The organism is Phycisphaeraceae bacterium (genome assembly GCA_019636675.1).
GTDB lineage: Bacteria > Planctomycetota > Phycisphaerae > Phycisphaerales > UBA1924 > JAHBXC01.
This window is the reverse complement of the sequence record JAHBXC010000002.1, coordinates 385,945-410,773: the sequence shown is the minus strand read 5'-3', so window position 1 is coordinate 410,773 and position 24,829 is coordinate 385,945. Positions and strand designations below refer to the sequence as shown.

The following is a 24,829-nucleotide window of genomic DNA, read 5'->3' as shown; positions in this document are numbered from 1 at the left end:
ATGCGAACCACTCAACAAAGCGATCGACGCCGCGCCGCGGTTCTGGCGGTCGCCCTGGGCGCGCTGTGCGCCCTCGGGACTCTGGCCGTCGCGTTGCAGGTCCAGGTCGTGGGCGGGCACGCGCTCGACGCGAACCTGCGCGTCGACGGCAGCGGCTTCAACACTTCCACCTCGCGCAACCGTGCACCCGGCCTTCAGAGCCAGTCGTACAACCTGACGCCCAGCTTCGGAGGTGGGCAGGCCGGGCTCAGCTCCGGGGTGTACCGCCCCGGGCGCTCGACATCCGGCGGCGTCGACACGCGCCTCTCGGGCGGGCGGGCCTTCACGATCGAGACGGGCTCGGGAACCTTCACGACCGGACGCGCCGGCGGCGGTCGCTCAGACCCCCTCCGCGTGCCCACCTACAGCGCGCTGGAGACGCCCACGATGGTGCAGCGCGGCACGATCCCGGGTGGAACTCCCTCCATGCGCGTCAACCGACGCACCGGCGCGATGGTCAGTTCTTCGGGCAGAGCGCCCAGCAACGCGCTCACCTCGACGAGCTACACCGCCGCCCGGCGCAGGTGAACGCGGCGTGTCGCTGAATCGGCTCACTCGCGCTCGTCGAAACGACCACGCATGAGCAGCGTTCTCGACCTTCGCTCGACCATGCCTGCCCCCCGGCGAGCGTTGTTCGATTTCCACGCGAGCCCGGGCGCGTTCGAGCGTCTGGCGCCGCCCTGGGAGACGATCCGCGTCGTCGAGCGCACCGGGTCAATCCGAGAGGGCGACCGCCTAGTCATGCGCCTGAAGAAGGGCCCGCTCTCGCTCCCATGGGAGGCTCGCCACTTCGGGTTCGTCGAGGGAGAACGCTTCCGCGACGAGCAGGTCCGCGGGCCGTTCGCGTCGTGGGTCCACACCCACGCCTTCGAGGAGCACCCCTCGGGCGACGACGCGCGCAGCGTCCTGCACGACCGGATCGAGTACGCGCTGCCCGGGGGGACGCTCGGGAACGCGATCGGGGGCGGGCTGGCGCGAAAGCAGCTCGTTCGCATGTTCGCGTTCCGGCATCTGCGCACGGCGCGCGACCTCGCCCGTCACGAACGATTCGCCCGCGAGCCGCGCCTGACCATCGGCGTCACCGGCGCGTCCGGTTCGCTCGGTTCGTCGCTGGTCGGCTATCTGGCGAGCGCGGGGCACTCGATGATCCGCTTCGTGCGGCGCGAACCGCGCGAGGACGCGGCGGCCCTCGGGCGCGAGGCGTTCTGGGATCCGCGCGCCGGGGTCATCGACCAGCGCAGCGTCGAGGAGTGCGACGCGCTCATCCACCTCGCCGGCGAGCCCATACCGGGCAGGTGGACCGCGTCGAAGCGCGACGCGATCGAGCGCAGCCGCAGCGAAGGAACAGCACATATCGCCGACGCGCTGGCGCGCGCCGAGCGCGCCGACGCGAAGGGGCGCGCCCTCCTGAGCGCCTCGGCAGTCGGGTTCTACGGGCATCGCCCGGGCGAGACGCTCGACGAGACGTCACGCGCGGGCGATGACTTCCGCGCCCGCGTGTGCGTCGCGTGGGAACGCGCGACGTCCAGCGCTCGCGACGCCGGCGCGCGCGTCGCGCTGCTGCGCATCGGGAACGTCGTCGGGACGAAGACCCCCCTGCTCGCGCGCCTGCTCACGCCCTGGAAGTTCGGGCTGGGCGGCGCCTTCGGCGCAGGCGCGCAGGGCTTCCCGTGGATCGGGCTCGATGATTTCGTCGGTGCGACCGAGTTCGTCCTCCACACCCCATCGCTCGTCGGCCCCGTCAACCTCGTCGCGCCCCAGCCGGTAACAAACAGGGATTTCGCCCGCTCGCTGGCGCGTGCGCTTCGCCGACCGGCGCTGGGCGTCTACCCGGCCTGGGCGCTGCGCCTCGCGCTGGGGGGCATCGCCGACGAGGCGCTCCTGAGCGACCAGCGCGTGAGGCCCGCGACGCTCGAACGAGCCGGTTTCGGCTTTCTCACCCCGACCCTCGACGAGGCGCTGCGGTGGGAACTCGGTCTCGTGGGCGAGCGCGACCTCGACGCGCTCGCGCCCTGATCGCCCTCATCCAGACGACATGCCCCGGCGAACCCGTGAGGATGACGAACGCAGAATCCCCGGTCTATGTGGTTCTCGGCGCGACAGGAGGCATCGGACGCGAAGTCTGCGCACGACTCGGCGCGAGGGGCGCGCGGCTCGCCCTCGCGGCGCGCCGGATGGACCGGCTCGAGGAACTGAGCGCCTCGCTCGACGCGCCCGAGACGGCCGCCTTCGAGTGCGACGCGGTCTCGTTCGAGGCCATCGACGCGCTGTTCAAGGCCGCGAAGGAGCGGTTCGGGCGCATCGACGGCGCGGTCAATCTCGTCGGCTCGATCATCCTCAAGCCCGCGCACCTCACCACCAGCGCCGAGTGGGAAGAGACGATCCGGCTCAACCTGACCTCCGCGTTCGGGGTCGTGCGTGCGTCTGCGGCGCAGATGCGCTCCAACGGGGAGCGCGGCGGGTCGGTCGTGCTCATGAGCTCGTGCGCGGCGCGCATCGGGCTGGCCAACCACGAAGCGATCGCCGCCGCCAAAGCGGGCGTCATCGGGCTGGCGCAGTCCGCCGCGGCCACCTACTCGACGATGGGCCTGCGAGTGAACGCCGTCGCGCCCGGGCTGATCGACACGCCCCTGGCGTCGCGGATCACCGGGAACGAGGTCGCCCTTCAGGCCTCCATCGCGATGCACCCGCTGGGGCGGATCGGCGCGCCGGGCGACGTCGCCCCCGTCATCGCCTGGCTGCTCTCGCCAGAGGCCGCGTTCGTGACCGGGCAGGTCTTCGGCGTCGACGGCGGGCTGGCGACCGCCAAGACGCGCCGGTGATCGACCAAACCCCGTACCGGAAGACACCGGGCTCAAAAATCACATGTTCTCGGACCTTCCAAGGGCTCCACACCCGTCTGCGCCTGTAGACTTCCTGCGAACAGAGCGCACCTTTTCAGTTGTTCCCTCGCACGGTCCGATGGGTAAACAGTGGGCACTATGTCGCAACGCGATCGTGACAACCTGACTCGTCGTGACGCCGTCCTGCGCGGCGCCGCTGGCCTCCTCGCCCTCGGCGGCGCGGGGTCGATCCTCAGCGCGTGCGCGTCTTCGGGGAGTTCGACCTCCTCGCTGCCCAGCGTCCGCTGGCCCACGGTCGACCCGAAGGCGCCGGCCCCCCGGCCGAGCAGCCCGGTCCGGCCAGACGCGCACGCCCACCGTCCGACGCCGCTGCCCACCCATCCCGCGCCGTCGTCTGATGTCCTGCCGCGCACCGCGTGGGCCAGCGCCGGGGTCATCCCGGCGCGCATGAACCGCATGCTGCCGGTCCGGCGCATCACGCTGCACCACGACGGGCTCACCCCCGTCGCGCTGCGGTCTCGCGGCGACATCGCGGCCCGCATCGATCAGATCCGCCTCTCCCACACCAACCGCGGCTGGGGCGACATCGGCTACCACTACGTCGTCGACCCGGCCGGCAACGTCTGGGAAGGACGCCCGCTCGCCTGGCAGGGCGCGCACGTCGGAGGCCAGAACGAGGGCAACATCGGCGTCCTCGTCATGGGCAACTTCGAGGAACAGCGCCCCACCGGAGCGCAGATCGAAGCCGTCGATCGCTTCGTCTCGTCGCTCATGCTCCAGCACCGAGTGCCCGTGGGTCGCCTCCACACCCACAAAGAGCTCGCGAAGACCGACTGCCCGGGGCGCAACCTGCAGCCCCTGCTCAATGTCGCCCGCGCCCCGGGCGGCCCGCTCTACCTCGCCTGAACGCGAGCAGACTCGTCAATCGAGAAAGCCGAACCGACGGAGCGCGTGCCCGACGCCGCCCTCATCGTTGCTGCGCGCGATCACCTCGTCCGCCGCCCGCTTGGCGGCGTCTTCTGCGTTCGCCATCGCGACTCCCAGCCCGGCGACCCGCAGCATCTCGACGTCGTTGCTCGCGTCGCCCATCGCGAAGACCCGCGTGGGGTCGACACCCAGCCGCTGCGCGTGGCGCACCAGCGCCGCGCCCTTGTCCACGCCGTGCGCCGCGATCTGCACGATGTGCGGGTCCGTCACGAACACGCTCGCGCGCTCGGTGCGCAGGAACGAGGACTCGACGCGATCTCGCAGCGCCGGCAGTCGCGCCGGACGCGCCAGGAGCATCAGTTTCGTCACGCCCATCGAGAGCGTCTCGTCGAGCGGGCCGACCCTGTCGGGCGGGAAGAGCTTGCCCGTCTCCATCGACAGCTCCGGGTCGTGGCGATCCGTGTGCCAGACATCGACCACCTCGACCGAGACGAGCGTGTCGGGCATCATCTCTCGCGCCTCGCGCACGACCTCTCGCGCGACCTCGCCGGCGAGGGGCGTGTGCTCGATCGGCGCGCGTTCCCGCGCGTCCCAGACCAGAGCGCCGTTGTAGTTGATCGTCACCGCGTCGGCGTGGGCGCCCCCGCCCAGCGCGCCGAGTTCTTCGAGGATCCATCGCACGCCTCGCGGCGGGCGGGCCGTCGCGAGCACCACGCGCACGCCGCGACGCATCGCCTCGCGCAGGGCCGACGCGTCCTCCTCCGAGACGCGCTTGTCGCTCGTCAGCAGCGTGCCGTCGAGGTCGATCGCGATCAGGTCGAAGGGCGCCGGGCTCACGCGAGAATCTTCTCGAGGATGCGATGCGGGATGAGCCCCCACTTCGTCGGGCCCTCGCCAGCGTCCGTGTAGCTGCAGCGCTCGTAGAAACCCAGCGCTTCCTGCCGGGCCTCCATCCACAGGCGCACGACCCCTCGCTCGCGCGCGAGGCGCTCGAACTCGCTGAGCAGCAAGCGCCCCACGCCCGTCCCACGCGCCGACGCATCGACCGCGAAGAATCGCAGCTGCGCCGACGGAACGCCCCCACGGTCCGGCTGCAGGTCGAGCCGGCCCACGCCCACGATCCGCCCGTCCTGCGTCATCGCGGCGCGATGGAAGATCCCCTCGCGATCGCGCGGCGTGTCGAGCTCGCTGTCGGCGCACGACGCCGGCAGCCCGTACGGCGTGTACAGGTTTCTCACGCGACAATCGATGTACGCGCCCCACTGCGCCTCGCCCACGGGCACGACGATCGAGGCGCGCCGGTCGCTCACAGCTTGGTCCTGAACCCCATGGCCCGGACTGCGCACCACGCGTTGGCCGCTTCGAACAGGCAGAACGCGCCGCCGATCACGAGCGAAACACCGGCGATGATCGCCCCGGTTCTCGCGCCGCCCTCCGTGATCGCCACGAAGGCGAACGACGCCAGCGCCAACGCGAGCAGCCCGACCCCGACGAACGCCCTCGCCTTGCGCCCGCGACGGTCGATGTTGCAGGTGAGCCCCATCGGGGACTTCGCGCCGGTCGTGGTGTCGTGTTCGCCTGGCATCGCAGGGAGGATAGCTCCCCGGCGCCCCGCTCAGAGCGACAGACGCTCCAGCCCGCCCGCCTGCCCCGGCTCGCGCCCGTTGATCCGCAGCAACTCGATGAGGTGAATACGCCACTGGCCGTCCGGTTCCTTCCGCCAGCTCAGACGCACCCAGGCGACGCCGGGCCCGAAGTTGGTGACCGCCCGGACGCGAAACTGGCTCGACGCGCTGTCCCCGGCGCTGGTGACCATCGCCTGGGCGGCGCCGAACCCGTGCTCGGTCACGCGGACCCGGCTCTGGAACTCCTCGACAGCGCGCATCGCGAGGGCCTTGCTCCGGATCGGCACGCCCCCCGGCCCCCCGGCGCTCAGGATCAGCTCCTGGCTCAGCAGCGCGTCGACCCTCCCCTGCTCCCCGGCGAGGACGGCGTCGACCAGCGCTCGCGACTCCCGGATCAGACGCTCACGCGTGGTCTCCACGAGTGTGCCGACGAGCAGCAAAGCCGCCCCCAGCACGGCCAGCCCGCCGCCGACGAGGATGCCCTGCTTCGCCTGATTCCGGCGATTCAGCACGAGAAAGAAGGCGAACCCGATCGCGATCGCCGCGGGCCCCACCACCAGCGGACGCTCGAACAGCCAGTGCTCCAGGGCCGGGGGCTGCGGCAACGAAGGCGGAGCCGCGGCGAGGAGAATCGAGGGAAGTCCGAAAATCTCTGTCAGCATGGGTTCAGCGCCCCGTTGGAGTGTTCCGATAAACACTGTATCGCATCGCGCGCGTCGCGGTTCCGGTCTGCGCCGGGGCCGGGGCATTCATGACGCAGCACGCCAACACCCCGTTCGTCCTCGGAGACCACGCGCACCCGGCCCCAGCGCGCGGCCCCGGACCCGGAACCCGTACGCCCGCCGGCGCGCTGGACCGTAATCTCGCGGCGCTCTCGAAGGCCAGCCCCGAACTCGCGCTGCGGCTGCGCCAGATCGAGCCCCACCCAAGCGTCGAGTTCACGCAGGCGCCAGACGGCGCGCTCTCCGGCGTGGTCGAGGGGCGCGCCCTCGCGAGCAAGCGACGCCCCCTCGAAGAAGCCGACCGCCTGATCGACACCGTCGATGTGCGCGAAGCGGCGATCATCGCCGTCATGGGCTTCGGCATGGGCTATCACCTCGAGCGACTCGCGGCCAAGCTGGGGCGCACCGGCGTGATCCTGTGCTACGAGCCCGACCTCGCGCTGCTGCGTTCCGTGCTCGAGCGCGTCGACCACTCCGAGTGGATCTCGAAAACCAACTTCGCCTTCGTCGCCTCGCCCGACGACGCCGCGACCGTCTCGACGATCCTCCAGGGCGTCGAGGGCCTCGTCGCGATGGGCGTGCGCCTCGTCGAGCACCCGCCAAGCTCTGCTCGGCTGGGCGAGACCTCCGCGAAGTTCGGCCAGACGCTGACCGATGTCGTGAGCGCCATCCGCACGAACGTCGTCACCACGCTCGTGCAGACCGAGACCACGGTGCGCAACCTGCTGATGAACGCCGACCGGTACGTAGGCTCGCCCGGCATCGCCGACCTGCGAAACCTCTACGAGAACCGCCCGGCGGTCGTCGTCGCCGCCGGGCCGAGTCTCGAGCGCAACATGCGCCTGCTCGCGGCGCCCGGCGTGCGCGATCGCTGCTGCATCGTCGCGGTGCAGACCGTGCTCAAGCCCCTCCTGCGCGCCGGCATCCGCCCCCACTTCGTCGTCGCGCTCGACCACCACGAGATCAGCCGGCGGTTCTACGAAGGGCTCACCGCCGAGGATGTCGCCGGCGTGACGCTCGTCGTCGAGCCCAAGGCGAACCCCGCGATTCTCGACGCGTGGCCGGGCGAGGTGCGCATGCCCACCGACACCTTCCTCGACGCCGTGCTGGGCGCCGACCTTGCCGACAAGAACCGCGGCCACATCCGCGCCGGCGCCACGGTCGCGCACCTGGCGCACTATCTCGCGCGTCACATGGGCTGCGACCCGATCGCGCTCGTCGGGCAGGACCTGGGCTTCACCGACCACCAGTACTACGCCGCCGGCGCCGCGATCCACGAGGTCTGGGCGGGCGACCTGAACGAGTTCGTCTCGCTCGAGCTGCTGGAGTGGCAACGCATCGCGCGATCCAAGGGGATCCTGCGCAAGGCGAAGGACCAGCAGGGGCGTGACATCTACACCGACGACCAGATGGCCACCTACCTCGCGCAGTTCGAGCGCGACTTCCTCGCCGATGTGCAGAACGGGCTGATGGTCGTCGACGCGACCGAGGGGGGCGTTCGCAAGGCCAACACCTCGCCTATGCCGCTGGCGGAGTTCCTCCGGATCTACGCGAGCGATCGCGCCCCGGCGCTTCCTTCGGCCTCGCCCTCGAGGCCGGGCTCTCGCGTGAACCTCGCCGCCGCGCTCGAGCGCCTGCGCGACGTGCGCCAGGGCGTCTGGAATGTCGCGCGTCTGTGCCGCCAGACCGAGACGATCCTCGCTCAGATGAGCGAGCACCTGCAGGACCAGGCGCGCGTGAACCGGCTCATCGCACAGACCGAGCAGATCGCGAAGGACATCGCGAAGATCCAGCCCGCCTACGCGCTCGCGCAGCGGTACAACCAGATGGGCGTCTTCAACCGCTCACGCGACGATCGCGCCATCATGCTCGAGGACTTGTCGCCCCTCGATCGACAGCGCCGCCAGATCGAGCGCGACCAGCGCAATGTCCGCTGGCTGGCCGAAGCGACCGACCGCCTCGGGAGCACGCTCGATGCGGCGTGCAAGGCCCTGCGCGGCGGCGAGAAGATCACACGCGACCTCTCCGCGCCCAGCGACTCCCACCGCGCCGCACGATCGGCCGCCAACGCACGCGCCTCCGGCGTGGGCGCGATCCTTTTCGCCGACACGCGGCGCGGCGTCTTCGGTCTCGACCGCGATCTCGTGTCGCCCATCGGAGACGACAACGCCCTGCGCATGACCGTCAGGCGCCTCGCCCGGTGCGAGCGTCTCGAGGGGCTGGCCATCCTCACCGATAACCCCGATTCGGTCCGCGCCGCGATCAAGGGCGTCAACGCCCCATACACCATCGCGATCGAGCGCATCGACACGGACGACTCGGACGCCGGTCGGCGCGCGATCCTCGCCGGGCGACTCTGGGCGCGCGACTGCTGGCGAGCCGGCCTCGCCGGGCTAAGCGTGTTCGACGAACTCGCCGACCCGGCGCTCGCGGCGCGCACGCTCGACTCGCTCGGGCTCCGCGCCGCGCTGCTCGTCGGCGCCGACTGGCCCTTCGTCGACCCGGATCTCTGCGACGCGCTGATCGCACGCCACGAGGAGTCGCCCGAGAGCCACCGCCTCGTCTTCACGCAGTCGTCGCCGGGGCTCTGCGGCTGCGTCATCGACGCGGCGCTCCTGCGCGAGATCGGCGAGAAACGCACGCCGGGCGCGATCCACGCCAGCATCGGCTCGCTGCTCGCCTACAACCCGCGCAAGCCGCGCCCCGACCCGATCGCCAAGCCGATCTGCGTCGGCGTCCCGACGCGCGTGCGCGACGCGCAGACCCGTTTCATCGCCGATGACGCGGCCGGCGTCTCCCGGGCAGGCGCGATCTCGCGGGCACTCTCGGCTCGCGGCGTGGACCCGACGCACGCCGACGCCGCGCAAGTCGTCGACGCCTGGAACGATGTCGCCTCGTCGGCGGCGTCGGCGCACACGCTCACGCTGCTCGTCGATGAGGGAACGAGCGCCGACTCCGTCGCCCGCGAGGTCCGCGCGCTCGGCTCGGGCAACACCGCCCTCGGCGTCACGCTCGACGCGAGGGGGATGCGCGACCTTTCCGCGCTCGGGCGCCTCGCCGGGGCGGCGCGTGCCGCTGGCGCAACGGGCCTGCATGTGCGGGCCGACATCACCAACGGCGCGAGCGATGCGCCCGCGCTGCTCGACGCGTCGCCCGACATCCTCAGCGTCGAGATGCACGCCGATTCGGCGAGCGCGTACGAGGCGATCACCGGCGTCGACGGCTTCGCGGGCGCGCTCGCCGGCCTCGAAGCGCTCGCGAACGCGTCTACGCCCGTCGCCTGGGCCCGGCTTCCCTGGATCGTGCCGCGGATGACCAAGCGCGACGCGACGCACGACGAGATCGAGAGCTTCGTCGACAAGTGGACCCTCGTGTTCGGGCACGCCGCGATCGACCCGATGCCCCACCCCGCGCCCGACGAGCGGGTGCGGCCGCTCCCCCTCCCTGCCTCGGCTGCGGCTCGCTTCGCGCGCACCGATCGCGCCGTCGATCTGCGCGGGAGATCGCCCCAATGAGCCAGAGCACGCTCGCGATCATTCTGGCGAGAGCTGGCAGCCGCGGCGTGCCCGGCAAGAACGCGATGCCCATCGCCGGGCGTCCGTGCGTCGCGTGGACGGTCGATGACGCTCTCGCGTCGGCGCACGTGTCGCGCGTGATCGTCTCGACCGACTGCGAGCGCGTCGGCGCGTGCGCCCGAGCGATGGGGGTCGAGGTCGCCGCTCGACCGCCGGCGCTCGCGAACGACACGGCGCGCGTCGACGACGCGGCGCGGGACTGCGCGTCGCGCGTCTGCGGCGACGCGTCGGAGACAGGCAAGCACTTTGACGCGATCGTCCTGCTCTACGCGAACGCGCCCGTCCGCCCCGCCGGGCTTATCGATCGAGCGATCAAGACCCTGCGAGAGGGCCGGTACGACAGCGTGCAGAGCTACGCCCCGGTCGGGAAGCACCACCCGTGGTGGACCGCGGTCGTCGACGATCAGGGCGGCGTGCGACCGTGGGAGGGCGAGGTGCTCAACCACAACTGCTACCGGCGACAGGATCTCCCCCCTGCACACATCCCCGACGGGGGCGTGCTCGTCGTAACGCCGGACGCGCTCTTCCTTCGAATCGCGGGCGTTGAGCCCGGGCCGCACGCGTTCTTCGGTGCGCGGCGCGGCGGCGTGATGACCCGTGAGGGCGAGGTGGTCGACATCGACTCGCCGATCGACGCGATCGTCGCCGACGCGCTGCTTCGCGAGCGGGGAGAGCGCGAAAGGGCCCGCGCGTGACCGAGATTTCCACGATCGACATCGGGCGCCGGCGCGTCGGCCCGGGCCAGCCGCCCTACATCATCGCCGAGCTTGGTGTGAACCATGACGGCGACCCGAGCCGCGCGATCGCGATGGTCGACGCCGCCGCGGACGCCGGCGCCGACGCGGTCAAGACGCAGTGCTTCCGCGCCGACCTGCTGATGAGCGGCGCCTCGTCGCTCGCGAAGTACCAGGAAGACGCCGGCGAGCGCGACCCTCGCGAGATGCTCCGCCGTCTCGAACTCGACGACGACGCGATGCGCGCCGTGGTGGACCGGGCCCACGCCCGCGGCGTGCACGCGATCGTGACGATCTTCTCGCTGGAACTCGTCCAGACGACCGGGACGATGGGGTGGGACGCGTACAAGCTCGCCTCGCCGGACATCGTGAACAGACCGCTGCTTGACGCCGTCGCCGCGCTGGGCGCCCCCCTGCTGCTCAGCACGGGCGCCGCGGATCTGGCAGAAGTCGAGCGCGCCGCCGGCTGGGTCCGCGAGGCGGGCGCCCGGGAGCGCTGCGCGTTCTTTCAGTGCGTGAGCAGCTACCCCGCCGCCGACGCCGACGCGTCGCTCGGCGCGATCGCGTCGATGCGCGACGCTCTGGGCGCGCCGGTGGGCTATAGCGACCACACGCCCTCGACGGACACCGGCGCCCTCGCCGTGTGCGCCGGCGCGTGCATGCTCGAGAAGCACCTGACCTACGACCGTTCCGCGCAGGGCCCCGACCATCGCGCCTCGCTCGACGGCGCGCAGTTCGACGAGTATGTCCGTCTGGCCCGGCGCGCGCACGCGTTGCTCGGGGGGCGCGAGAAGAGAGCGCTGGGATGCGAGGCGGATGTCCGGCGCGTCTCGCGCCAGTCGCTCGTCGCGACGCGCGACCTGCGCGCCGGCGCCGTGATCGAGCGCGCCGACCTGACCGTGAAACGCCCCGGCGTGGGCGTCGCGCCGTGGCGACTGACCGAGACGGTGGGGCGAACCCTCGCGCGCGCGGTCCGCGCCGACGCGCCCATTCGCGACGAGGATCTCGTGTGAGCGCCCGAGCGACCGTCTGCGTCGTCACCGGATCGCGCGCCGAGTTCGGCCTGCTCGCCCCGGTCATGCGCGCGATCGACGCGCACCCGTCGCTATCGCTTCGTGTCGTCGCAGGCGGATCGCATCTGCTCGAGCCGGCGCGCACCATCCGAGAGGTCGAAGCCGCGTTCACTGTCTCCGCGACCGTCGCGATGCAGCGCGACGACGAGCCGCGCGACCGCGCGCACGACGCCCTCGCGCTGGGCCGGGGCGTCGAGGGATTCTCGAGGGCCTTCGCCGAGATCCGTCCAGCGTGCGTGGTCGCGCTGGGCGACCGGATCGAGGCCTTCGCCGCAGGGGCGGCCGCGAGCGTCATGGGCGTCCCGCTGGCCCATATCCACGGCGGCGATCGCGCCGAAGGCGTCGCCGACGAGGCGATGCGCCACGCGCTCTCCAAGCTCGCCCACCTGCACTTCCCGGCGACTCCCTCATCCGGCGAGCGCCTCGTGCGCATGGGCGAAGACCCATCGCGCGTGCGCGTGGTCGGTTCGCCCGCGATCGACGGGCTCCGCGACGCGACGCCCATGGGCGACGACGAGTACGCGGCCCTCGGTTCGCCCTCGGTGATCGTCTCGCTGCACCCCATCGGCAGGAGCGACGCCGAGGAGCGCGTCGACGCCGAGGTCCTGCTCTCTCTGCTCCGGGGGCGCGCGACGCTCGCGCTCATGCCAAACCACGACCCCGGGCGCGAGGGCATCGCGCGCGCGTTCCGCGGCGGCGCGGAACGGGGCACGCTCACGCTCGTCGAGCACCTGCCCCGCACGCGATTCGTCGCGCTGTGCCTGCGCGTCGCACAGGCGGGCGGGGTGATCGTGGGGAACTCGTCTGCCGGGCTGATCGAATGCGCGGCGTTGCCGGACGCGCTGGCGTGCGTGAACATCGGGCCCCGACAGGCCGGGCGGGAACGACCGGCGAGCGTGGTGGATTGCCCCGAGATGCAGGCCGACGCCCTCTCCGAGGCGATGGGACGGGCGGCGCGATTGTCGGGCGCGAGCCACCCTCACCCCTACGGAGACGGGCGCGCGGGCGAGCGGATCGCCGACGCGATCGCGTCGATCGACCTCGCAGACCCCCTGTTGGTCCGGAAACACAACGCGTACTGACGCCGGGCGTCGTCGCCCTCGCAAGAAATCGCGGCGCCGGGATCACCTGCACCAAAGTTGTCTGTTTGGCGAGCCGATCTCGGACGGGTCCGAGTAGCAACGCGCCGGGCTTTCCTTCGGAATTCCCGCCGACAGCCGCAAGATCACACGAGGAATCGTCATGGCCGACCAGACCGCCCAGCGTGAGAAGATCGTCGACAGCGCGATCCAGGAGATCTCGCACATCGCGACGCTCCCGGAGATCACGCTCAAGATCGTGGAGCTGGTCGAAGACCCCACCAGCACGGCCCAGGACCTGCACGCGGTGATCAGCAATGACCCCGCGCTGTGCAGCCGCGTGCTGAAGGTGGTCAACTCGGCGTTCTACGGCCTGCCCGGCCAGGTCGGCTCGATCAACCGGGCGATCGTGCTGCTCGGCCTGAACGCGGTGAAGAACATCGCGATCGCCGCCAGCCTCGCGAAGCTGTTTCGCGGCGGCGAGGTCAACGCGCATTTCTCGGCACGCCGGCTCTGGACGCACTCGGCCGCGACCGCGACGGCGGCGAAGATGATCGCCGACCGGATCCGTCTCGGCATGCCCGACGAGGCGTTCCTTGGCGGGCTGATCCACGACATCGGCGTGATGGTCGAGATGCAGTTCGACCGCCACAAGCTCATCACCGTGCTCGAGCAGCTCGACATCGACGAGGCCGGCGTGCCGGCCAACGACATGCTCGAGGCCGAGGTGCAGGTGTTCGGCGCCGATCACCAGGCGTTCGGCAGCGGGCTGTGCCGCAAGTGGAAGTTCCCGCGCGCCCTCGGGCTCGTCACCGGGCACCACCACGACCCCTTCGGCCTGCCGGAGGAGGAGCGCACGCTGGCGCTCATCGTGCACGTCGCCGACCGACTGGTCGCACGACTCGACGAGGAGGGCTTCCGCCTCGACATCTCCGATGACTCGATCAGCCCCGAGGCCCTCGCGGCGCTCGACCTGACCGAGGCCGACCTCAACGAGATCATCGCGGCCCTTCCCGAGCAGCTGCAGGACGTGCAGCGCCTGCTGGGCTGAAACGACACTCACTCCGGCCGGATACGCCCCGGGCCATGCCCGAGGGACGCCGCCGGATTCTGGACCTCTCTCTCTTTCTCCCTCCGAGCGGCCGCGTGAAAGCGCAGCCGCTTCGTTGTTTTTCGCCCCCTCCGCCCGCGCCATGCGCCCGCTAGCATCCCGGGTGCGAATGGTGACCGGGCGGCGCGGAGTTCGTGGTTGATCCTGTTCCCTGTGTACATCGCGGCGATCTGGATCCCGGCGTACCTCCACCGGAGGAGGCCCATGGGCTTTCTGATCGCCCTGCTCGGGCCCGCCCCGGTGATGGCGTCGGCGTGGCTGATCGGGCTCCTGATGCCGCAGGCCAAGCTGGCGATGCAGTCGTGGTGGCTGGTCCTGTACGGCTCGTTCGCGCTGTCGCTGGCACTGGGGGGCCTTGTATTAGCGTGCGCGCCGCGGCGCGCGAAGCCGCAGCACTGCGCGCGCTGCCACTACGACCTGCGCGGGAATATCACGGGGATCTGCCCCGAATGCGGCGCGGTGTATGACGCGGACCCACAAGCCGGCGATGAGGAGCGTCAGCTCAGCGTCGAGACGGCTTCGCTCGTCCCAGCCGATCCACGAGCAGCGTGACGCCGAAGCCGACCCCGATCAGCGCCAGACCCCCGAAGGCCTCGGCCGTGCTCGGGGCGCGCAGGCGAACCGGGTAATCCTCGACGGCGAGCGCGTCGATCTGCTCGGCGCTCAGCGCCTGCCCCTTGAAGACAAACCCCTCGCCCGGGCGCACGAACTCGGCGAAGGGCCAGAGCCCCACCACCGCGCCCAGCAGAAGCCCGATGAGCACGCCGAGCGTGGGCTTGGGGAAACGGTCCAGCAGCACACGCAGCAGGTTGCTCACCCCCGCTATGCCGATGACCACGCCGATCCCCACGGGGATGATCGATCGCATCGCGCCGAAGAACAGCGCCAGGTCGCGCGGCTGGTCGCCCGAGCCGAGCAGGCCCGCCTTGGCCTGCGAGATCGCGTCGAGGATGGGCACATACTGGCCCAGCAGCAGGAGCAGATAGGCGCCGCTGACGCCGGGCAGGATCATCGCGCTCGCGCCCGCGACGCCCCCGAAGAACAGCATGATCATGGTGGACGACGCGCCGGCGCCGGCCGGTTTGATGAACGCCATGGCCGCCATCAGCGCGAAGGCGATGATCGCGCCGGTCCACGCCGACGCGTTCATCGGCTTCACGAGCCGGTGCACGAGGGGCAGGCCCCCCAGCGTGAGCCCGATGAACAGCGAGTACATCACCCACCGGTGGTTGACCACCAGGTGTTTCGTCGGGGCGGCCAGCAGAACGATCGTGAGCCCGGCCGCGAGCGCGACGCAGACCAGCAGCAGGATGGATCGCACACGCAGCTTGAGCGTGGTCACCTCGGCGACGGCGCTGACGAACCGGGGATAGATGCCGGCGGCGAGGAGCATCGTCCCCCCGGAAATGCCCGGGACGAGGTTCGCCATGCCCATCATCGCGCCGCCGAAAACACCCCGGAACGCGAGCGACGCATGCGAGGGCTCGGGCGTCGACAGCGGCGCGTCGTGCGACGGCGTGGGGGTGGCCGGCTGGTGCTGCTCGTCGTTCGTGCGCACGGTTTGATCTCTCTGGGGGTGCTCGCGAGCGTGGGGGCGGATGTGCCGATACCTTGGGCGTGATGCGAACGCTCGTGACGGGTGCTGCAGGGTATATCGGCTCGCACGCCGCGAGGAGACTCCTCGAGGACGGGCTTTTCGTGCTGGGGGTCGACGACCTGTCTCGCGGCAACCCCGGGGCGATCGACGCCCTGCGAACGCTCCCTGGCGCGAAGGATCGGCTCGCCTTCGCCGTTCTGGATGTCCGCGACACCGGCGCCCTCACGGCGCTGCTGCGTGAGCACTCGATCGGCAGCGCCCTGCACTTCGCGGCCAAGGCGTATGTCGAGGAATCGACCCGCATGCCCCTCGAGTACCACGCGGTGAATGTCGGCGGCACGACCTCGACACTGACCGCCTGCCGCGACGCCGGCGTCCAGCGGTTCGTGCTGTCGTCGACCTGCACCTATTACGGCGAGCCGGGCGCGGCGCTGCTGCCCATCCGCGAGGACTGCCCGACCGAGCCGATCCACCCCTACGGCTGGTCGAAACGCTGCGCCGAGCGCGTGATGCGCGACTACGCGTCGTGGTGCGCCGCCGACGGGCGCCCGTTCGCGTGCGGCGCGCTGCGATACTTCAACGTCGCCGGGTGCGACGAGCACGGCCTGCTGGGCGAGGACCATCGCCCGGAGACCCATCTGATCCCGATCTGCCTCGAAGCGGCGCGCGCCGGTCGCGCCTTCGTCGAAGTCCGCGGCACGGACTACCCAACGCCAGACGGCTCGTGTGTGCGCGATTACGTCCACGTCGACGATCTCGTCGACGCGCACATGCGTCTGCTCGCGGCGCTCGAGCCCGCTTCCCATGAATTCCGCGCGTACAACCTGGGCACGGGCCGGCCCGCGAGCGTGCGCGAGGTCATCGCCAGCGTGCGCAGGGTCACGGGGCGTGACTTCGAGGTGCGCGAGTCGGCGCGCCGCGCAGGGGACGCGGCGGCGCTCTACGCGAGCGGCGAGAAAGCGCGGCGTGAACTCGGGTGGTCGCCGCGCTTCGTCGAGCTCGACGCGATCGTGGAGACCGCGTGGCGCTGGTTCGCGTCACACCCCGACGGGTACGGCGCGAAGGGTCAGAGCGGGAAGGTGTACCCGAGGTAGAACATCACGCCGTCGCGCGAGGGGTTGCTTTCTTCGCCGCTGATGCGCGCATTCGAGATGTGATGCCAGCGGACGCCACCGACCAGGCGGTCGGCGGAATCGCCCAGGCGATGCGACCAGCCGAAGCCGAGCTTCGGGATCAGGTTGACGAAGGTGCCGTCTTCGGGCACGCGCTCGGTCGAGCCAAGCACGCCCACGCCGCCGTCGAGAAAGAAGGTGGTGTTGCGCTCGTCGTCGAGCGGGAAGTGCACGCGCAGGAGGAAAGACCAGGAGAGGCCGACGGCGTCTGGGCCGTCCTGCATGAAGCCCCAGAAGTCCCACTCCATCAGAAACTCGAAGTCCTCGACGAGGAAGGTCGAGGTGGTGAGGTTGAGGCGACCGTCGGCGGCGAAGTCTCCGTCGGTCTGCGCCGCGGCGACGCCGGCCCCGACCGAGAGCCACCACTGGCCGGGCATCCCGTAGGGAACCGGCGCGGGCTTCCCGAGCGATTCATCGGAGGACGATCGCGCGGCATCGTTCCAGCGGATCTCGTCCGCGTCGAGCTTCAGTGGGGCATCGCCCGGCGCAGGCGGGTTGTCCGGGGACGCCGCGACGACCCGGCACAAGACGCACAGGGCGGTCGTCACAACAATGCTGGCGCTGAGAGGTCCTGGCATAGTCACGCGGCGAGAATAGGTCTGGGACGCGCCGTCGGCGAGCGCCCGCCCAAACATGAACCCGATCGTCCGCACCAGCGGAGAGAGCGAGCGAGCATGAACCCATCGGACGACCGACTGACCCGGCTCGAAGAAGCGCTCGCGTTCAACGAGCGGGCGGTGGAACAGATGCACGGCGAGATCATCGCCCTCCACCGGCGGGTGGAAGCGCTCTCGGTTCGGCTCGATCGCGCAGAAAACGCACTCTCCCAGAAGGCGGACACCCGAGAGGAAGCCAGGGACGGGGTGTCGCCCGCGGCGCCCTCCGGGATCGAGCTGCCCCCCCACGCCCACCGGCCGGTCGACCGGGACGCCGGCAGGACCAGCGACCCGTTCGCGCCGACGACGCCCCCGCCCGACACGCTCCTCCGGGGAGACGAGGGCCGGGGCTAAACCTGAACGTCGCGATCACTGCTCGATGCGCGGGTCTATCCAGCGGTACAGGACATCGACGGCCAGATTAAAGAGAATCAGGATGGTGGCGTAGATCAGGACCACTCCCATGATGAGGAAGAGGTCCTTGTTCAGCACGCCGTTGACGAAGTGCTGCCCGATGCCCGGGACGTTGAAGACCTTCTCGATGACAAAGGACCCCGTCATGGCCGCGGCGGCGGCGGGCCCGAGGTACGACAGCACCGGGAGAAAGGCGTTCTTGAGCGCGTGCTTGAGCACGACGGTGCGCGCCGGGAGGCCCTTTGCGCGCGCCGTGCGGATGTAGTCTGCGCCGAGCGTCTCGATCATCCCCATGCGCGTGAGCCGCGCGATGTACGCCGCGAACGGGAGCGAGAGCGTGAATGCAGGCAGCGCGATGTCGCCCACGGTCCCCCACCCACCGACGCTGCCGATCCCGATCCAGACCGGGAAGACAATGAGCAGAACCGCGCCGATGACAAAGGTGGGCAGACTGATGCCGATGAGCGCGAGCGCGAGGGTGGCGATGTCGGCGACGGAGTTGGGGCGCAGCGCGCCGATCACCCCCGCCGCCAGCCCGATGAAGGTCGCGATGAGGATCGCGGTCAGCCCCAGCGCGACGGAGACGGGCAGCGCGCTCGCGACGATCTGATTCACCGTCCAGTCGGGGTATCGCAGCGACGGGCCGAAGTCGAGCCGGAAGAGCACGTCACCCAGATAGGTGAAGTAGAAGCGGACGGGATCGTCGAGCCCGTAGCGCGCCTCGATCGCGGCGAGGACCTCGGGCGGCGGGGCGCGCCCCTCGTCGCTCACGACGGCGCTGCCCGGCAGCGCCCACGCCAGCAGGAAGGTCACGGTGTAGATCGCCAGCAGGATGAGCGGGAGCTGGAGGAGCCGTCGGACGATCATCGCGATCATGGCGCGCCGCCCCCTTCGTCGCTCCGCGCGCCGAAATACTCGCGCTGATACCTGTTCCAGCGCGGCGGCTCGCCCGGCTCGCGCTTGCCGATCCAGTGGATGTACTGCACAAGCCGGGGGTGGTCGCTGATGCCGAAGAGCTCGTCGGGGCGGAAGTAGTAGAAGTGCGTGTAGGTCCAGATCGGGAGGATCGGCAGCGAGACCTCCATCGTGTAGCGTTCGGCCTCCTCGAGGAGGCGCATGCGTTTGTCGGGATCGCGCTCGTTGTCCGCGGCGTCCATGAGCGCGTCGAAGTGGGGATCGCTGTAGCCGCGATCGTTGTTGCCGTCGCCTGTGCGGTGGAGCAGGAGGAAGGTGGTCGGATCGCCGTAGTCCCCGTACCAGCCGCCGCGCGCGAGCATGAAGTCCTGACGCTTGAGGTCGTCCTTGTAGGTCTTGGCTTCCTTCACGACGAGCCGGGTGCGTGCGCCGAGGTGGCGCTCCCACATGTCGCCCATCGCGAGGGCGACCTTCTCGTGGTACGAGCCGGATGAGCAGAGCATCTCGACCGTGGGGAAGACCGAGCCGTTCGGGTCGCGCAGCGCGCCGTCGCGGAACTCCCAGCCGGCGTCGCGCAGCAGCGCCCTGGCGCCGACCGGGTCGAACCCGACGCCGCGGATCGACCCCGTCTCGTCGAACCCGGGGATGCTGCCCGGCGGGATGAAGACGCTGGTCGGCGGCTCGCCGAGCTGACGCACCTTGTCGGTGATGTCGCGCTTCTCGACGCTCATGGCGAACGCGCGCCGCACTCGCGGGTCGTGGAACGGGTTGTCGCGCCCGTCGGTGAGCGTCGGGGTGCAGTTGAACGACCAGAAATAGGTCCCGAAGCGCGAGTACGGGTGCGCGTCGTCTCGCAGTCCCTTGGCGCGCAGGCGGATCAGGTCGGGCAGGTAGTCGGTGAGGATGTTGGTGTCCCAGTCGGCGCCGCGGGTCTCGAAGGTCAGCGCGCGGGTGTTCACATCTTCAATCTCGAGCGACAGCACGCTCTCCGACACGACGTTGTCCCTGTCCCAGTAGAACGGGTTCTTCTCGAGGCGCATGTCGCGCTTGAACCGCCACGAGGTGACGATGTACGCGCCGCCCGAGACGAGCTTGGGGGGCTTGGTCCAGTCGTAGCGCTGGTCGAGCCGCCCGCTCGACGGGTCGACGGTGACGTACCGCTCGACCGTGGGCGGGTGCGGCGGGAAGAAGATCGGGAACGCGCACAGGTCGAGGAAGTAGGGCGTCGGTCGCTCGAGGGTCACCACGACGGTTCGGTCGTCGGGCGTCTCGAACCCGACCAGCTCGTCGAACGCGCGGTTGGTCGCTTCACGCAGCTCGAGCGCGGCGCGTTGCGTGCGCTCCGTGGCGGGTCGGCTCGCGTACTCGGCGAGCTGCGCGACGCGGAAATCGAAGAACTCTCTGGCGCCGCGGATTTTGAAGAACAGCCCCGTGTAGTCGGCCGCGCTGTCGGGCATGAGGGCGCGCCGCCACGCGTAGCGGAAGTCATCGGGCGTGATGCGCTCGCCCGTCGACCAGCGCGCGTCGTCACGCAGGTGGAAGGTGTAGACGAGCCCGTCCGGCGAGACCTCCCAGCGCTCCGCCACGCCCGGGATGATGTCGTAGGTGTACGGGTTCCAGCGGACCAGCCCGTCGTAAATCGCGTGCGCGATGCGCAGGTCCTGCTCGTACGACATGCGCTGAGGGTCGAGCGTGAAAACCGTGGCGCCGTTGATGAAGGTGTAGTCAGCGGGCGGCTGCGGCCTGTCCGTCGCGACAGCCCCGACGATCGCGAGGATCAGGAGCAGAAATGGCGCGGCGAGCTTCCACACGTCGAGAGTCGTCTCCGGGATTGGCGTCGGCGTTCGCCGCGCCTGCTAGGGTCGCGCTCGGGAGGAACGCCCGTCACTTGTACCGGATCGCAACTCGCGGGTTCGCGCCTCAGCGACCGATCGATCCCGCCGGCAGGTTGAACGGGGCCTGGTAGAGCAGGCCGTTCTGGCCGATCCAGCGGTTGACGGCGTCGCGCAGGGCGCGGTCGTTGGCGCGGTCGAAGGCCTGGGCGATCGGCTGCTCTGCGCCGGCATCGGCGCGACGCAGCTGCGCCGAGGAAAGCAGCAGCGTCACCTCGCAGGCCTTCAGCAAGTCGCCCACGCCGGCTCGCTCCGCGGAGTCGGCCGAGCCCTCGAGGCGCGCCAGCCCGAACGCGAGGGAATGCCCGGCCAGCGTCGCGGCGGCCCGCGCGAAGGCCTCGTCGCGCTGCCCCGCGACCTGCTGGTCGAGCAGCAGCCGACGCGACGCGTCCACGGCGCGCACGAACACGCGCGTCCACTCCGACGCCTGCGACGAGCCGCGCGCGGCGCGCACCAGCTCGATCGTCGCGTCGTCCATCGCGCGAACGGCGGCGGCGCGACGCGCGAGCCCGGTCGCGCCGGGGAACTGCACCGTGAACGCGCTCATCATTCCCTCGGCGACCACCGGGTCGCGCTCGACGCGAAGGCGCTGCGCCAGCTCGGACATCAGCTGGGGAACCGTGTCGTCGGTGAGCGAGGAGCGGCTGTCGATGACGCCCTGGAAGAGGATCCGCGACGCCAGCGCGCCGGCGTAGCGGACCGTCGGGCGGGTGTCGGCGAGCGCGGTGCGGATGATCGGCAGCGACGAGTCCGTCGCGAGCACCCCGGCGAGCTGCACCGCGTTGAACGCGCGGAACTCGTCCTGGCCCCGACCCAGCTCGACGAGCGTGGGCGCGAGCGCGGAGCTGACCTCGATCCGGAAGACCACGCTCGACTCGCGCGACAGGGTGTCGAAAAGCTCGGAGCGGGCCCGCTGGAGCTGGGCCGGCTCGCCGGTCGAGAGGGCCGAAGCACGCTCGGCGACGAACGCGCGGATCGCGCCGCGATCGGCATCGGTCAGGTTGGGGCGGGTCGAGACGCCCTCGGGGAGGGGCGCCGCGAGCGCGAGCGAGCAGGTAGCCAGCAACGCGAGGATGGGGAGGCGGAGATCGGAGATCTTCATTCGTGCTCTCGCGGGGATCGCGTGGTCGCGGACGCCCAGGGTCGGACGGGGTGTCGCGACGGGACAGGCGCGCAGGACAAGACCGGGCCCGAGCCCGACTCGGGTGAAACAGGCCGGACGGTAGCGGTGGGTCCGGAAAGCGTCAAACCGCGGGATTCGTGGGAGTTGGGCGAGGGGATGGTTGGCAATGCGTGTCCGGGGCCGATATCTTCGAATGCACGGTTCGCGGCGCGGGCGGGCCGGGTTCCCTCCCAGGGCGTCTCGATCCGTGCTACGGAGCCCCAACGACGATGACGCATCGACTCAACCTGGTAGTCCTCGTGGCCGCTGGGTCGCTCTGGGCGATGGTTCTCGTCATCGGAGGGGCCGTCGTCGCCAGCAGCCCCCCCCACGCGTGGGGAGGGGTCGGCCCGGGCATCCGGCTGGGCGGGCTGAGCGCAATCGCCGCCGGGCAGTTCGTGTTCCTGGTCGCGGTGGCCGATAGGTTGTGCCCGGGCGCGAACCGCACGGTCGTCGCGTCCGTCGAGTTGATCGCCGGGGCGGCATTCGCCCTCGGGCTTCTTGGGACTATTGCGGCGCTGGCCGCCGGAGCTTCGTCGTGAGGTCGCGTCGCCTACTCGGATCCATCGCCGTCGTCTCGCTCGCGAGCGCGTTCATCCCGTCGCTCGCCCACGCCCAGACCGAGGTCATCCCGGCGCGAGAGTTCGAGACCGCGAGCGCGTCCTCCAGGGCACTCCTCGCCCGCTGGATCGCCCGGACGGGCGTGCTTTCCCTGCGCAGCGCGGGCGACCCGTCGACCAACGACTACCGGCTGACCGCCCATGCGCTCGAACTGGCGCACCAGCTCGACCCGAACAGTCTTGACCTCCTCCGGCGTCAGATCGACGCCTGGCACGGCGCCCGGGACCGCGATCGAGAGATCAACGCGACGGCGCAGCTCGTCCAGCGCGACCCCAACGACCGTGTCGCCCAGCTCCGGCTGATCTCCTCGCGCATCGGCGCGATCCAGATCGCCGAAGATCGCATGAGCGCGTACGACCGCCTCCTCGGCCCGGCCGGAGAGCGTCTCGACCCCTCGATCCGCAGCCGCCTCGCCTTCGACGCCGCCCTCCTGGCGCGCGAGCAGGGCGACAACGCCGGTTTCATCCGGCGCCTGACACAGGCGACGCAGCTCGACTCGAGCAACAAAGACGCCGCCGTCCTCGCGGCCACGATCGTCCTGGAATCGAGCGACGACCCGCTCGCACGCGCCGAGGCACTCCTCAACGTGATCATGGCCGACCCCATGGACGCGTCGAGCCACGCGAACCTGACGCGCGAGCTCCGCTCGAGGGGCGCCTTCCGCACCGCGCTGCGCTTCCAGCTCAACACGGACTCGATCCATACCTACGAGAACCGGATGGGCGACGTGGGCCTCGCGTTCGAACGAATCCTCAGCTACTGGGGCATGGTCGGGCCCGAGGACGTCGTCAGACTCCTCGACGAGCGCGAGCGCGCCGTGCGCAGCGCCCGGGCGCGCGAGATCGAGCTCTACCAGTCCTACGGCCAGCAGCCCCCGGCCGGGAGCCCCGCCGAAGAAGTCACGCTCGAGCCCGAGCTCGAGATCCTGCGTGCCGCCGCGAACCTCGCGCTGGGGCGCAACGACCGTGTCGGCACCTCGGCCGCGCTCCTCACGAAGAACATCGCACAGGCCCAGCAGGTCATCGCCGAGTACCAGCGCCAGGGCGCCGATCCCGCCCGGCTCGAGCAGGCGTCTGAGCAGCTTCGGTCGCTGTTCAGCGATCTCCTCTGGATGCGACTGTGGAGCGGCGTGCAGGTCGCCGAAGCCGAGACGCTCCTGCGCAGCATGCGCGAGAACAACCTGCTGACCGACCCGCGCGTCATCACGCGTTACGAGGGCTTCATTTCGCTGTGGAAGCGAGACTTCGGCGAAGCGGAGCGCCGCCTGTCGGGGCTCGCCGAGGCCGACCCGCGTGCGCGCATCGGCATGGCCCTCCTCGAAGAGGCGAGGGGCAACCCGCGCGCCGCCGCCTCCCACCTGGCGCACCTCGCGATGGGCCAGACCGGGTCGATGCTTGGCCTGTACGCGCGCTCGCGGATCGAGGTCCTGCTGGGCGAGCCCGTCCGCCCCGGCGCCGTCGCGGTGCGCCTCGACGAGTACTTCAAGAGCGTCCCCGAGTGGCTCGATCGCATGACGCGCGATCCGAGCCAGTTCATGTCGCTCGAAGCGGTCTGGCCCTCCGAGTCAATCTCCGTGCTCGACGGCCTGCCCCTGATCGTCAGAGTGCGCAACATCGGACGCATCCCGCTGGCCGTCGGCCCCAACTCGCCGATCAACTCGCGCCTCCTGCTCTCGCCCGAGCCGACCATCGGGGGGCAGAAGTCCGCCCAGCGGCTCTCTCCCGAGGTCATCGAGTTCAACCGCGCGCTGCGCATCATGCCCGGCGAGACCGTCGAGATGCTGGTGCAGACCGACCTCGGGCCCGTCGGCGCGACGATCGACAACGCCACCACGCAGATCGTCACCCTGCGCTGGCAGCTGGCGCAGGGCTTCCTCGTGGACGACAAGGGCAAGTTCCACAAGGGCCCCATGTCGCTCAGCGGCAGCACGCGCCTCCTCACACGCAGGCGGATCTCGATCCCCGACGAGTCGTCCGAGGGTTACCGGCGCGCGCTCGAGGGCGCGCAGGGCGACGCCGTCATCGACACGCTCCTGGTGGGGCGCGACCTCATCGCGCGCAGCGCGATGGCGTCCGACCGCCAGGCCGCAAACCAGTTCGCCGCCGAGATCCTGGCAGCGACCGCCCTGCGCATGCCCCGCATGAACGCCGTCGAGCGCGCCAACGCCGTGATCCTCATCGGGAGCATCTTCCCTCGAGAACTGGTCACCCCCATCGACACCATCGCGTTCCAGGATCCTTCGGAGCTCGTCCGAGCCACGGCGCTGCTGATGCGCGTGAGCGACCCCGCGCACCCGCTGTTTGACTCCCTGGAGGGCTCTTCCTCCGAGTCGATGAAGTCGCTCGCCGCCTCGATGCGAATGCGCCTCCGCGTCGCCGCCGAGTTCGCCGAGCGCATGCGCCAGCAGCAGCAACAGCAGCAGCAGCAGCGACCCGGCGCGCCGCAGCCCCGGCAGCAGCCCCAGGCCCCAGGCGCTGGCGGCGGCGGCGGCGGCCTGCGATTCGATCCGAACTGAACCCGGCGTCCGGGCCCGAGAACCGCGCCGATCCCCCATCGCCACGCCCGGGAATATCTCGTCGCGGCTCATCGGATCGTCAAGCCGGGCGGTCTGCGACGGTCGTGACGCCTCAAGCGCGACTTCGCGCATCATTCACCTACCACCGGCGCCCTGC

23 protein-coding genes are annotated in these 24,829 nt (G+C 70.7%); 14 read left to right on the top strand and 9 right to left on the bottom strand.

What is annotated here, in order from left to right:
* The 4 genes from KF684_08360 (at nt 1) to KF684_08345 (ending at nt 3,788) form a co-directional block, all read left to right on the top strand.
* Nucleotides 1–567, top strand: coding sequence for a hypothetical protein (locus tag KF684_08360; protein MBX3352935.1), 567 nt, complete (start codon nt 1–3; stop codon nt 565–567).
* A 51-nt stretch (nt 568–618) separates the two neighbouring features.
* Nucleotides 619–2,055, top strand: a complete 1,437-nt coding sequence (locus KF684_08355; GenBank protein MBX3352934.1) for a TIGR01777 family oxidoreductase — start codon at nt 619–621, stop codon at nt 2,053–2,055.
* A 41-nt stretch (nt 2,056–2,096) separates the two neighbouring features.
* Nucleotides 2,097–2,861 carry an SDR family oxidoreductase gene (locus tag KF684_08350; GenBank protein ID MBX3352933.1) on the top strand — a complete coding sequence of 255 codons (765 nt, stop codon included), beginning with the start codon at nt 2,097–2,099 and terminating at the stop codon, nt 2,859–2,861.
* A gap of 159 nt (nt 2,862–3,020) precedes the next feature.
* Nucleotides 3,021–3,788 carry an N-acetylmuramoyl-L-alanine amidase gene (locus KF684_08345; GenBank protein MBX3352932.1) on the top strand — a complete coding sequence of 256 codons (768 nt, stop codon included), beginning with the start codon at nt 3,021–3,023 and terminating at the stop codon, nt 3,786–3,788.
* Between the two features lie 15 nt (nt 3,789–3,803).
* Here the strand turns inward: KF684_08345 and KF684_08340 are convergent, their stop codons facing one another.
* The 4 genes from KF684_08340 to KF684_08325 are packed head-to-tail and all read right to left on the bottom strand — an operon-like array spanning nt 3,804 to nt 6,096.
* Nucleotides 3,804–4,646 (bottom strand): HAD family phosphatase, encoded by an 843-nt coding sequence (locus KF684_08340; GenBank protein ID MBX3352931.1) that lies wholly within the window; start codon nt 4,644–4,646, stop codon nt 3,804–3,806.
* Nucleotides 4,643–5,119, bottom strand: a complete 477-nt coding sequence (locus tag KF684_08335; protein MBX3352930.1) for a GNAT family N-acetyltransferase — start codon at nt 5,117–5,119, stop codon at nt 4,643–4,645. The genes KF684_08340 and KF684_08335 overlap by 4 nt, the downstream gene beginning before the upstream one ends.
* Complete coding sequence (locus KF684_08330) at nt 5,116–5,394, bottom strand: hypothetical protein (protein MBX3352929.1); 279 nt, start codon at nt 5,392–5,394, stop codon at nt 5,116–5,118. Before KF684_08330 ends, KF684_08335 begins: the two co-directional genes overlap by 4 nt.
* 30 nt (nt 5,395–5,424) lie before the next feature.
* Nucleotides 5,425–6,096, bottom strand: coding sequence for a hypothetical protein (locus KF684_08325; GenBank protein MBX3352928.1), 672 nt, complete (start codon nt 6,094–6,096; stop codon nt 5,425–5,427).
* An 89-nt stretch (nt 6,097–6,185) separates the two neighbouring features.
* On the opposite strand from KF684_08325, the gene KF684_08320 reads away from it, so the two are divergent.
* The 6 genes from KF684_08320 to KF684_08295 all read left to right on the top strand — a co-directional run bounded on the left by KF684_08320 (nt 6,186) and on the right by KF684_08295 (nt 14,280).
* Nucleotides 6,186–9,671, top strand: a complete 3,486-nt coding sequence (locus KF684_08320; GenBank protein ID MBX3352927.1) for a motility associated factor glycosyltransferase family protein — start codon at nt 6,186–6,188, stop codon at nt 9,669–9,671.
* A complete protein-coding gene (locus tag KF684_08315) occupies nt 9,668–10,426 on the top strand; it encodes an acylneuraminate cytidylyltransferase family protein (GenBank protein ID MBX3352926.1) in 759 nt (252 codons plus the stop codon). The genes KF684_08320 and KF684_08315 overlap by 4 nt, the downstream gene beginning before the upstream one ends.
* Nucleotides 10,423–11,478, top strand: a complete 1,056-nt coding sequence (locus tag KF684_08310) for an N-acetylneuraminate synthase family protein (protein ID MBX3352925.1) — start codon at nt 10,423–10,425, stop codon at nt 11,476–11,478. The genes KF684_08315 and KF684_08310 overlap by 4 nt, the downstream gene beginning before the upstream one ends.
* On the top strand, nt 11,475–12,620 hold the full coding sequence (gene neuC, locus KF684_08305; GenBank protein ID MBX3352924.1) for a UDP-N-acetylglucosamine 2-epimerase (hydrolyzing): 1,146 nt from the start codon (nt 11,475–11,477) through the stop codon (nt 12,618–12,620). The genes KF684_08310 and neuC overlap by 4 nt, the downstream gene beginning before the upstream one ends.
* A 160-nt stretch (nt 12,621–12,780) precedes the next feature.
* A complete protein-coding gene (locus tag KF684_08300; protein MBX3352923.1) occupies nt 12,781–13,668 on the top strand; it encodes an HDOD domain-containing protein in 888 nt (295 codons plus the stop codon).
* Between the two features lie 198 nt (nt 13,669–13,866).
* Complete coding sequence (locus KF684_08295; protein ID MBX3352922.1) at nt 13,867–14,280, top strand: hypothetical protein; 414 nt, start codon at nt 13,867–13,869, stop codon at nt 14,278–14,280.
* On the opposite strand, the gene KF684_08290 is transcribed toward KF684_08295, so the two are convergent.
* Nucleotides 14,231–15,286 carry a DUF368 domain-containing protein gene (locus KF684_08290; protein MBX3352921.1) on the bottom strand — a complete coding sequence of 352 codons (1,056 nt, stop codon included), beginning with the start codon at nt 15,284–15,286 and terminating at the stop codon, nt 14,231–14,233. The genes KF684_08295 and KF684_08290 overlap by 50 nt on opposite strands.
* Nucleotides 15,287–15,348: 62 nt before the next feature.
* Here KF684_08290 and galE point away from each other — a divergent pair, with 62 nt between their 5' ends.
* Nucleotides 15,349–16,419 (top strand): UDP-glucose 4-epimerase GalE, encoded by a 1,071-nt coding sequence (galE, locus tag KF684_08285; GenBank protein MBX3352920.1) that lies wholly within the window; start codon nt 15,349–15,351, stop codon nt 16,417–16,419.
* Here the strand turns inward: galE and KF684_08280 are convergent.
* Nucleotides 16,392–17,081, bottom strand: a complete 690-nt coding sequence (locus KF684_08280) for an acyloxyacyl hydrolase (GenBank protein MBX3352919.1) — start codon at nt 17,079–17,081, stop codon at nt 16,392–16,394. The genes galE and KF684_08280 overlap by 28 nt on opposite strands.
* Before the next feature lie 90 nt (nt 17,082–17,171).
* Here KF684_08280 and KF684_08275 point away from each other — a divergent pair, with 90 nt between their 5' ends.
* The gene (locus tag KF684_08275; GenBank protein ID MBX3352918.1) at nt 17,172–17,507 is read left to right on the top strand and encodes a SlyX family protein; all 336 of its coding nucleotides are present in this window, start codon (nt 17,172–17,174) and stop codon (nt 17,505–17,507) included.
* 15 nt (nt 17,508–17,522) lie between these two features.
* On the opposite strand, the gene KF684_08270 is transcribed toward KF684_08275, so the two are convergent.
* From KF684_08270 to KF684_08260, 3 genes are all read right to left on the bottom strand, one after another.
* Nucleotides 17,523–18,443: an ABC transporter permease gene (locus KF684_08270; GenBank protein MBX3352917.1), complete on the bottom strand. Its 921-nt coding sequence runs from the start codon at nt 18,441–18,443 to the stop codon at nt 17,523–17,525.
* On the bottom strand, nt 18,440–20,293 hold the full coding sequence (locus tag KF684_08265) for a peptide ABC transporter substrate-binding protein (protein ID MBX3352916.1): 1,854 nt from the start codon (nt 20,291–20,293) through the stop codon (nt 18,440–18,442). Before KF684_08265 ends, KF684_08270 begins: the two co-directional genes overlap by 4 nt.
* 109 nt (nt 20,294–20,402) lie before the next feature.
* Nucleotides 20,403–21,476, bottom strand: a complete 1,074-nt coding sequence (locus KF684_08260; protein ID MBX3352915.1) for a hypothetical protein — start codon at nt 21,474–21,476, stop codon at nt 20,403–20,405.
* A 290-nt stretch (nt 21,477–21,766) separates the two neighbouring features.
* On the opposite strand from KF684_08260, the gene KF684_08255 reads away from it, so the two are divergent.
* The gene (locus KF684_08255; protein MBX3352914.1) at nt 21,767–22,078 is read left to right on the top strand and encodes a hypothetical protein; all 312 of its coding nucleotides are present in this window, start codon (nt 21,767–21,769) and stop codon (nt 22,076–22,078) included.
* Entirely contained in the window at nt 22,075–24,672 is a 2,598-nt protein-coding gene (locus KF684_08250; protein ID MBX3352913.1) for a hypothetical protein, read from the top strand. The genes KF684_08255 and KF684_08250 overlap by 4 nt, the downstream gene beginning before the upstream one ends.
* The last annotated feature ends 157 nt before the right edge of the window (nt 24,673–24,829 follow it).

Coding starts and splice junctions, on each gene's coding strand:
- KF684_08360 (MBX3352935.1), top strand. CDS start 1: ATGCGAACCACTCAACAAAGCGATCGACGCCGCGCCGCGGTTCTGGCG.
- KF684_08355 (MBX3352934.1), top strand. CDS start 619: ATGAGCAGCGTTCTCGACCTTCGCTCGACCATGCCTGCCCCCCGGCGA.
- KF684_08350 (MBX3352933.1), top strand. CDS start 2,097: ATGACGAACGCAGAATCCCCGGTCTATGTGGTTCTCGGCGCGACAGGA.
- KF684_08345 (MBX3352932.1), top strand. CDS start 3,021: ATGTCGCAACGCGATCGTGACAACCTGACTCGTCGTGACGCCGTCCTG.
- KF684_08330 (MBX3352929.1), bottom strand. CDS start 5,394: ATGCCAGGCGAACACGACACCACGACCGGCGCGAAGTCCCCGATGGGG.
- KF684_08325 (MBX3352928.1), bottom strand. CDS start 6,096: ATGCTGACAGAGATTTTCGGACTTCCCTCGATTCTCCTCGCCGCGGCT.
- KF684_08320 (MBX3352927.1), top strand. CDS start 6,186: ATGACGCAGCACGCCAACACCCCGTTCGTCCTCGGAGACCACGCGCAC.
- KF684_08315 (MBX3352926.1), top strand. CDS start 9,668: ATGAGCCAGAGCACGCTCGCGATCATTCTGGCGAGAGCTGGCAGCCGC.
- KF684_08300 (MBX3352923.1), top strand. CDS start 12,781: ATGGCCGACCAGACCGCCCAGCGTGAGAAGATCGTCGACAGCGCGATC.
- galE (MBX3352920.1), top strand. CDS start 15,349: ATGCGAACGCTCGTGACGGGTGCTGCAGGGTATATCGGCTCGCACGCC.
- KF684_08275 (MBX3352918.1), top strand. CDS start 17,172: ATGAACCCATCGGACGACCGACTGACCCGGCTCGAAGAAGCGCTCGCG.
- KF684_08270 (MBX3352917.1), bottom strand. CDS start 18,443: ATGATCGCGATGATCGTCCGACGGCTCCTCCAGCTCCCGCTCATCCTG.
- KF684_08260 (MBX3352915.1), bottom strand. CDS start 21,476: ATGAAGATCTCCGATCTCCGCCTCCCCATCCTCGCGTTGCTGGCTACC.
- KF684_08255 (MBX3352914.1), top strand. CDS start 21,767: ATGACGCATCGACTCAACCTGGTAGTCCTCGTGGCCGCTGGGTCGCTC.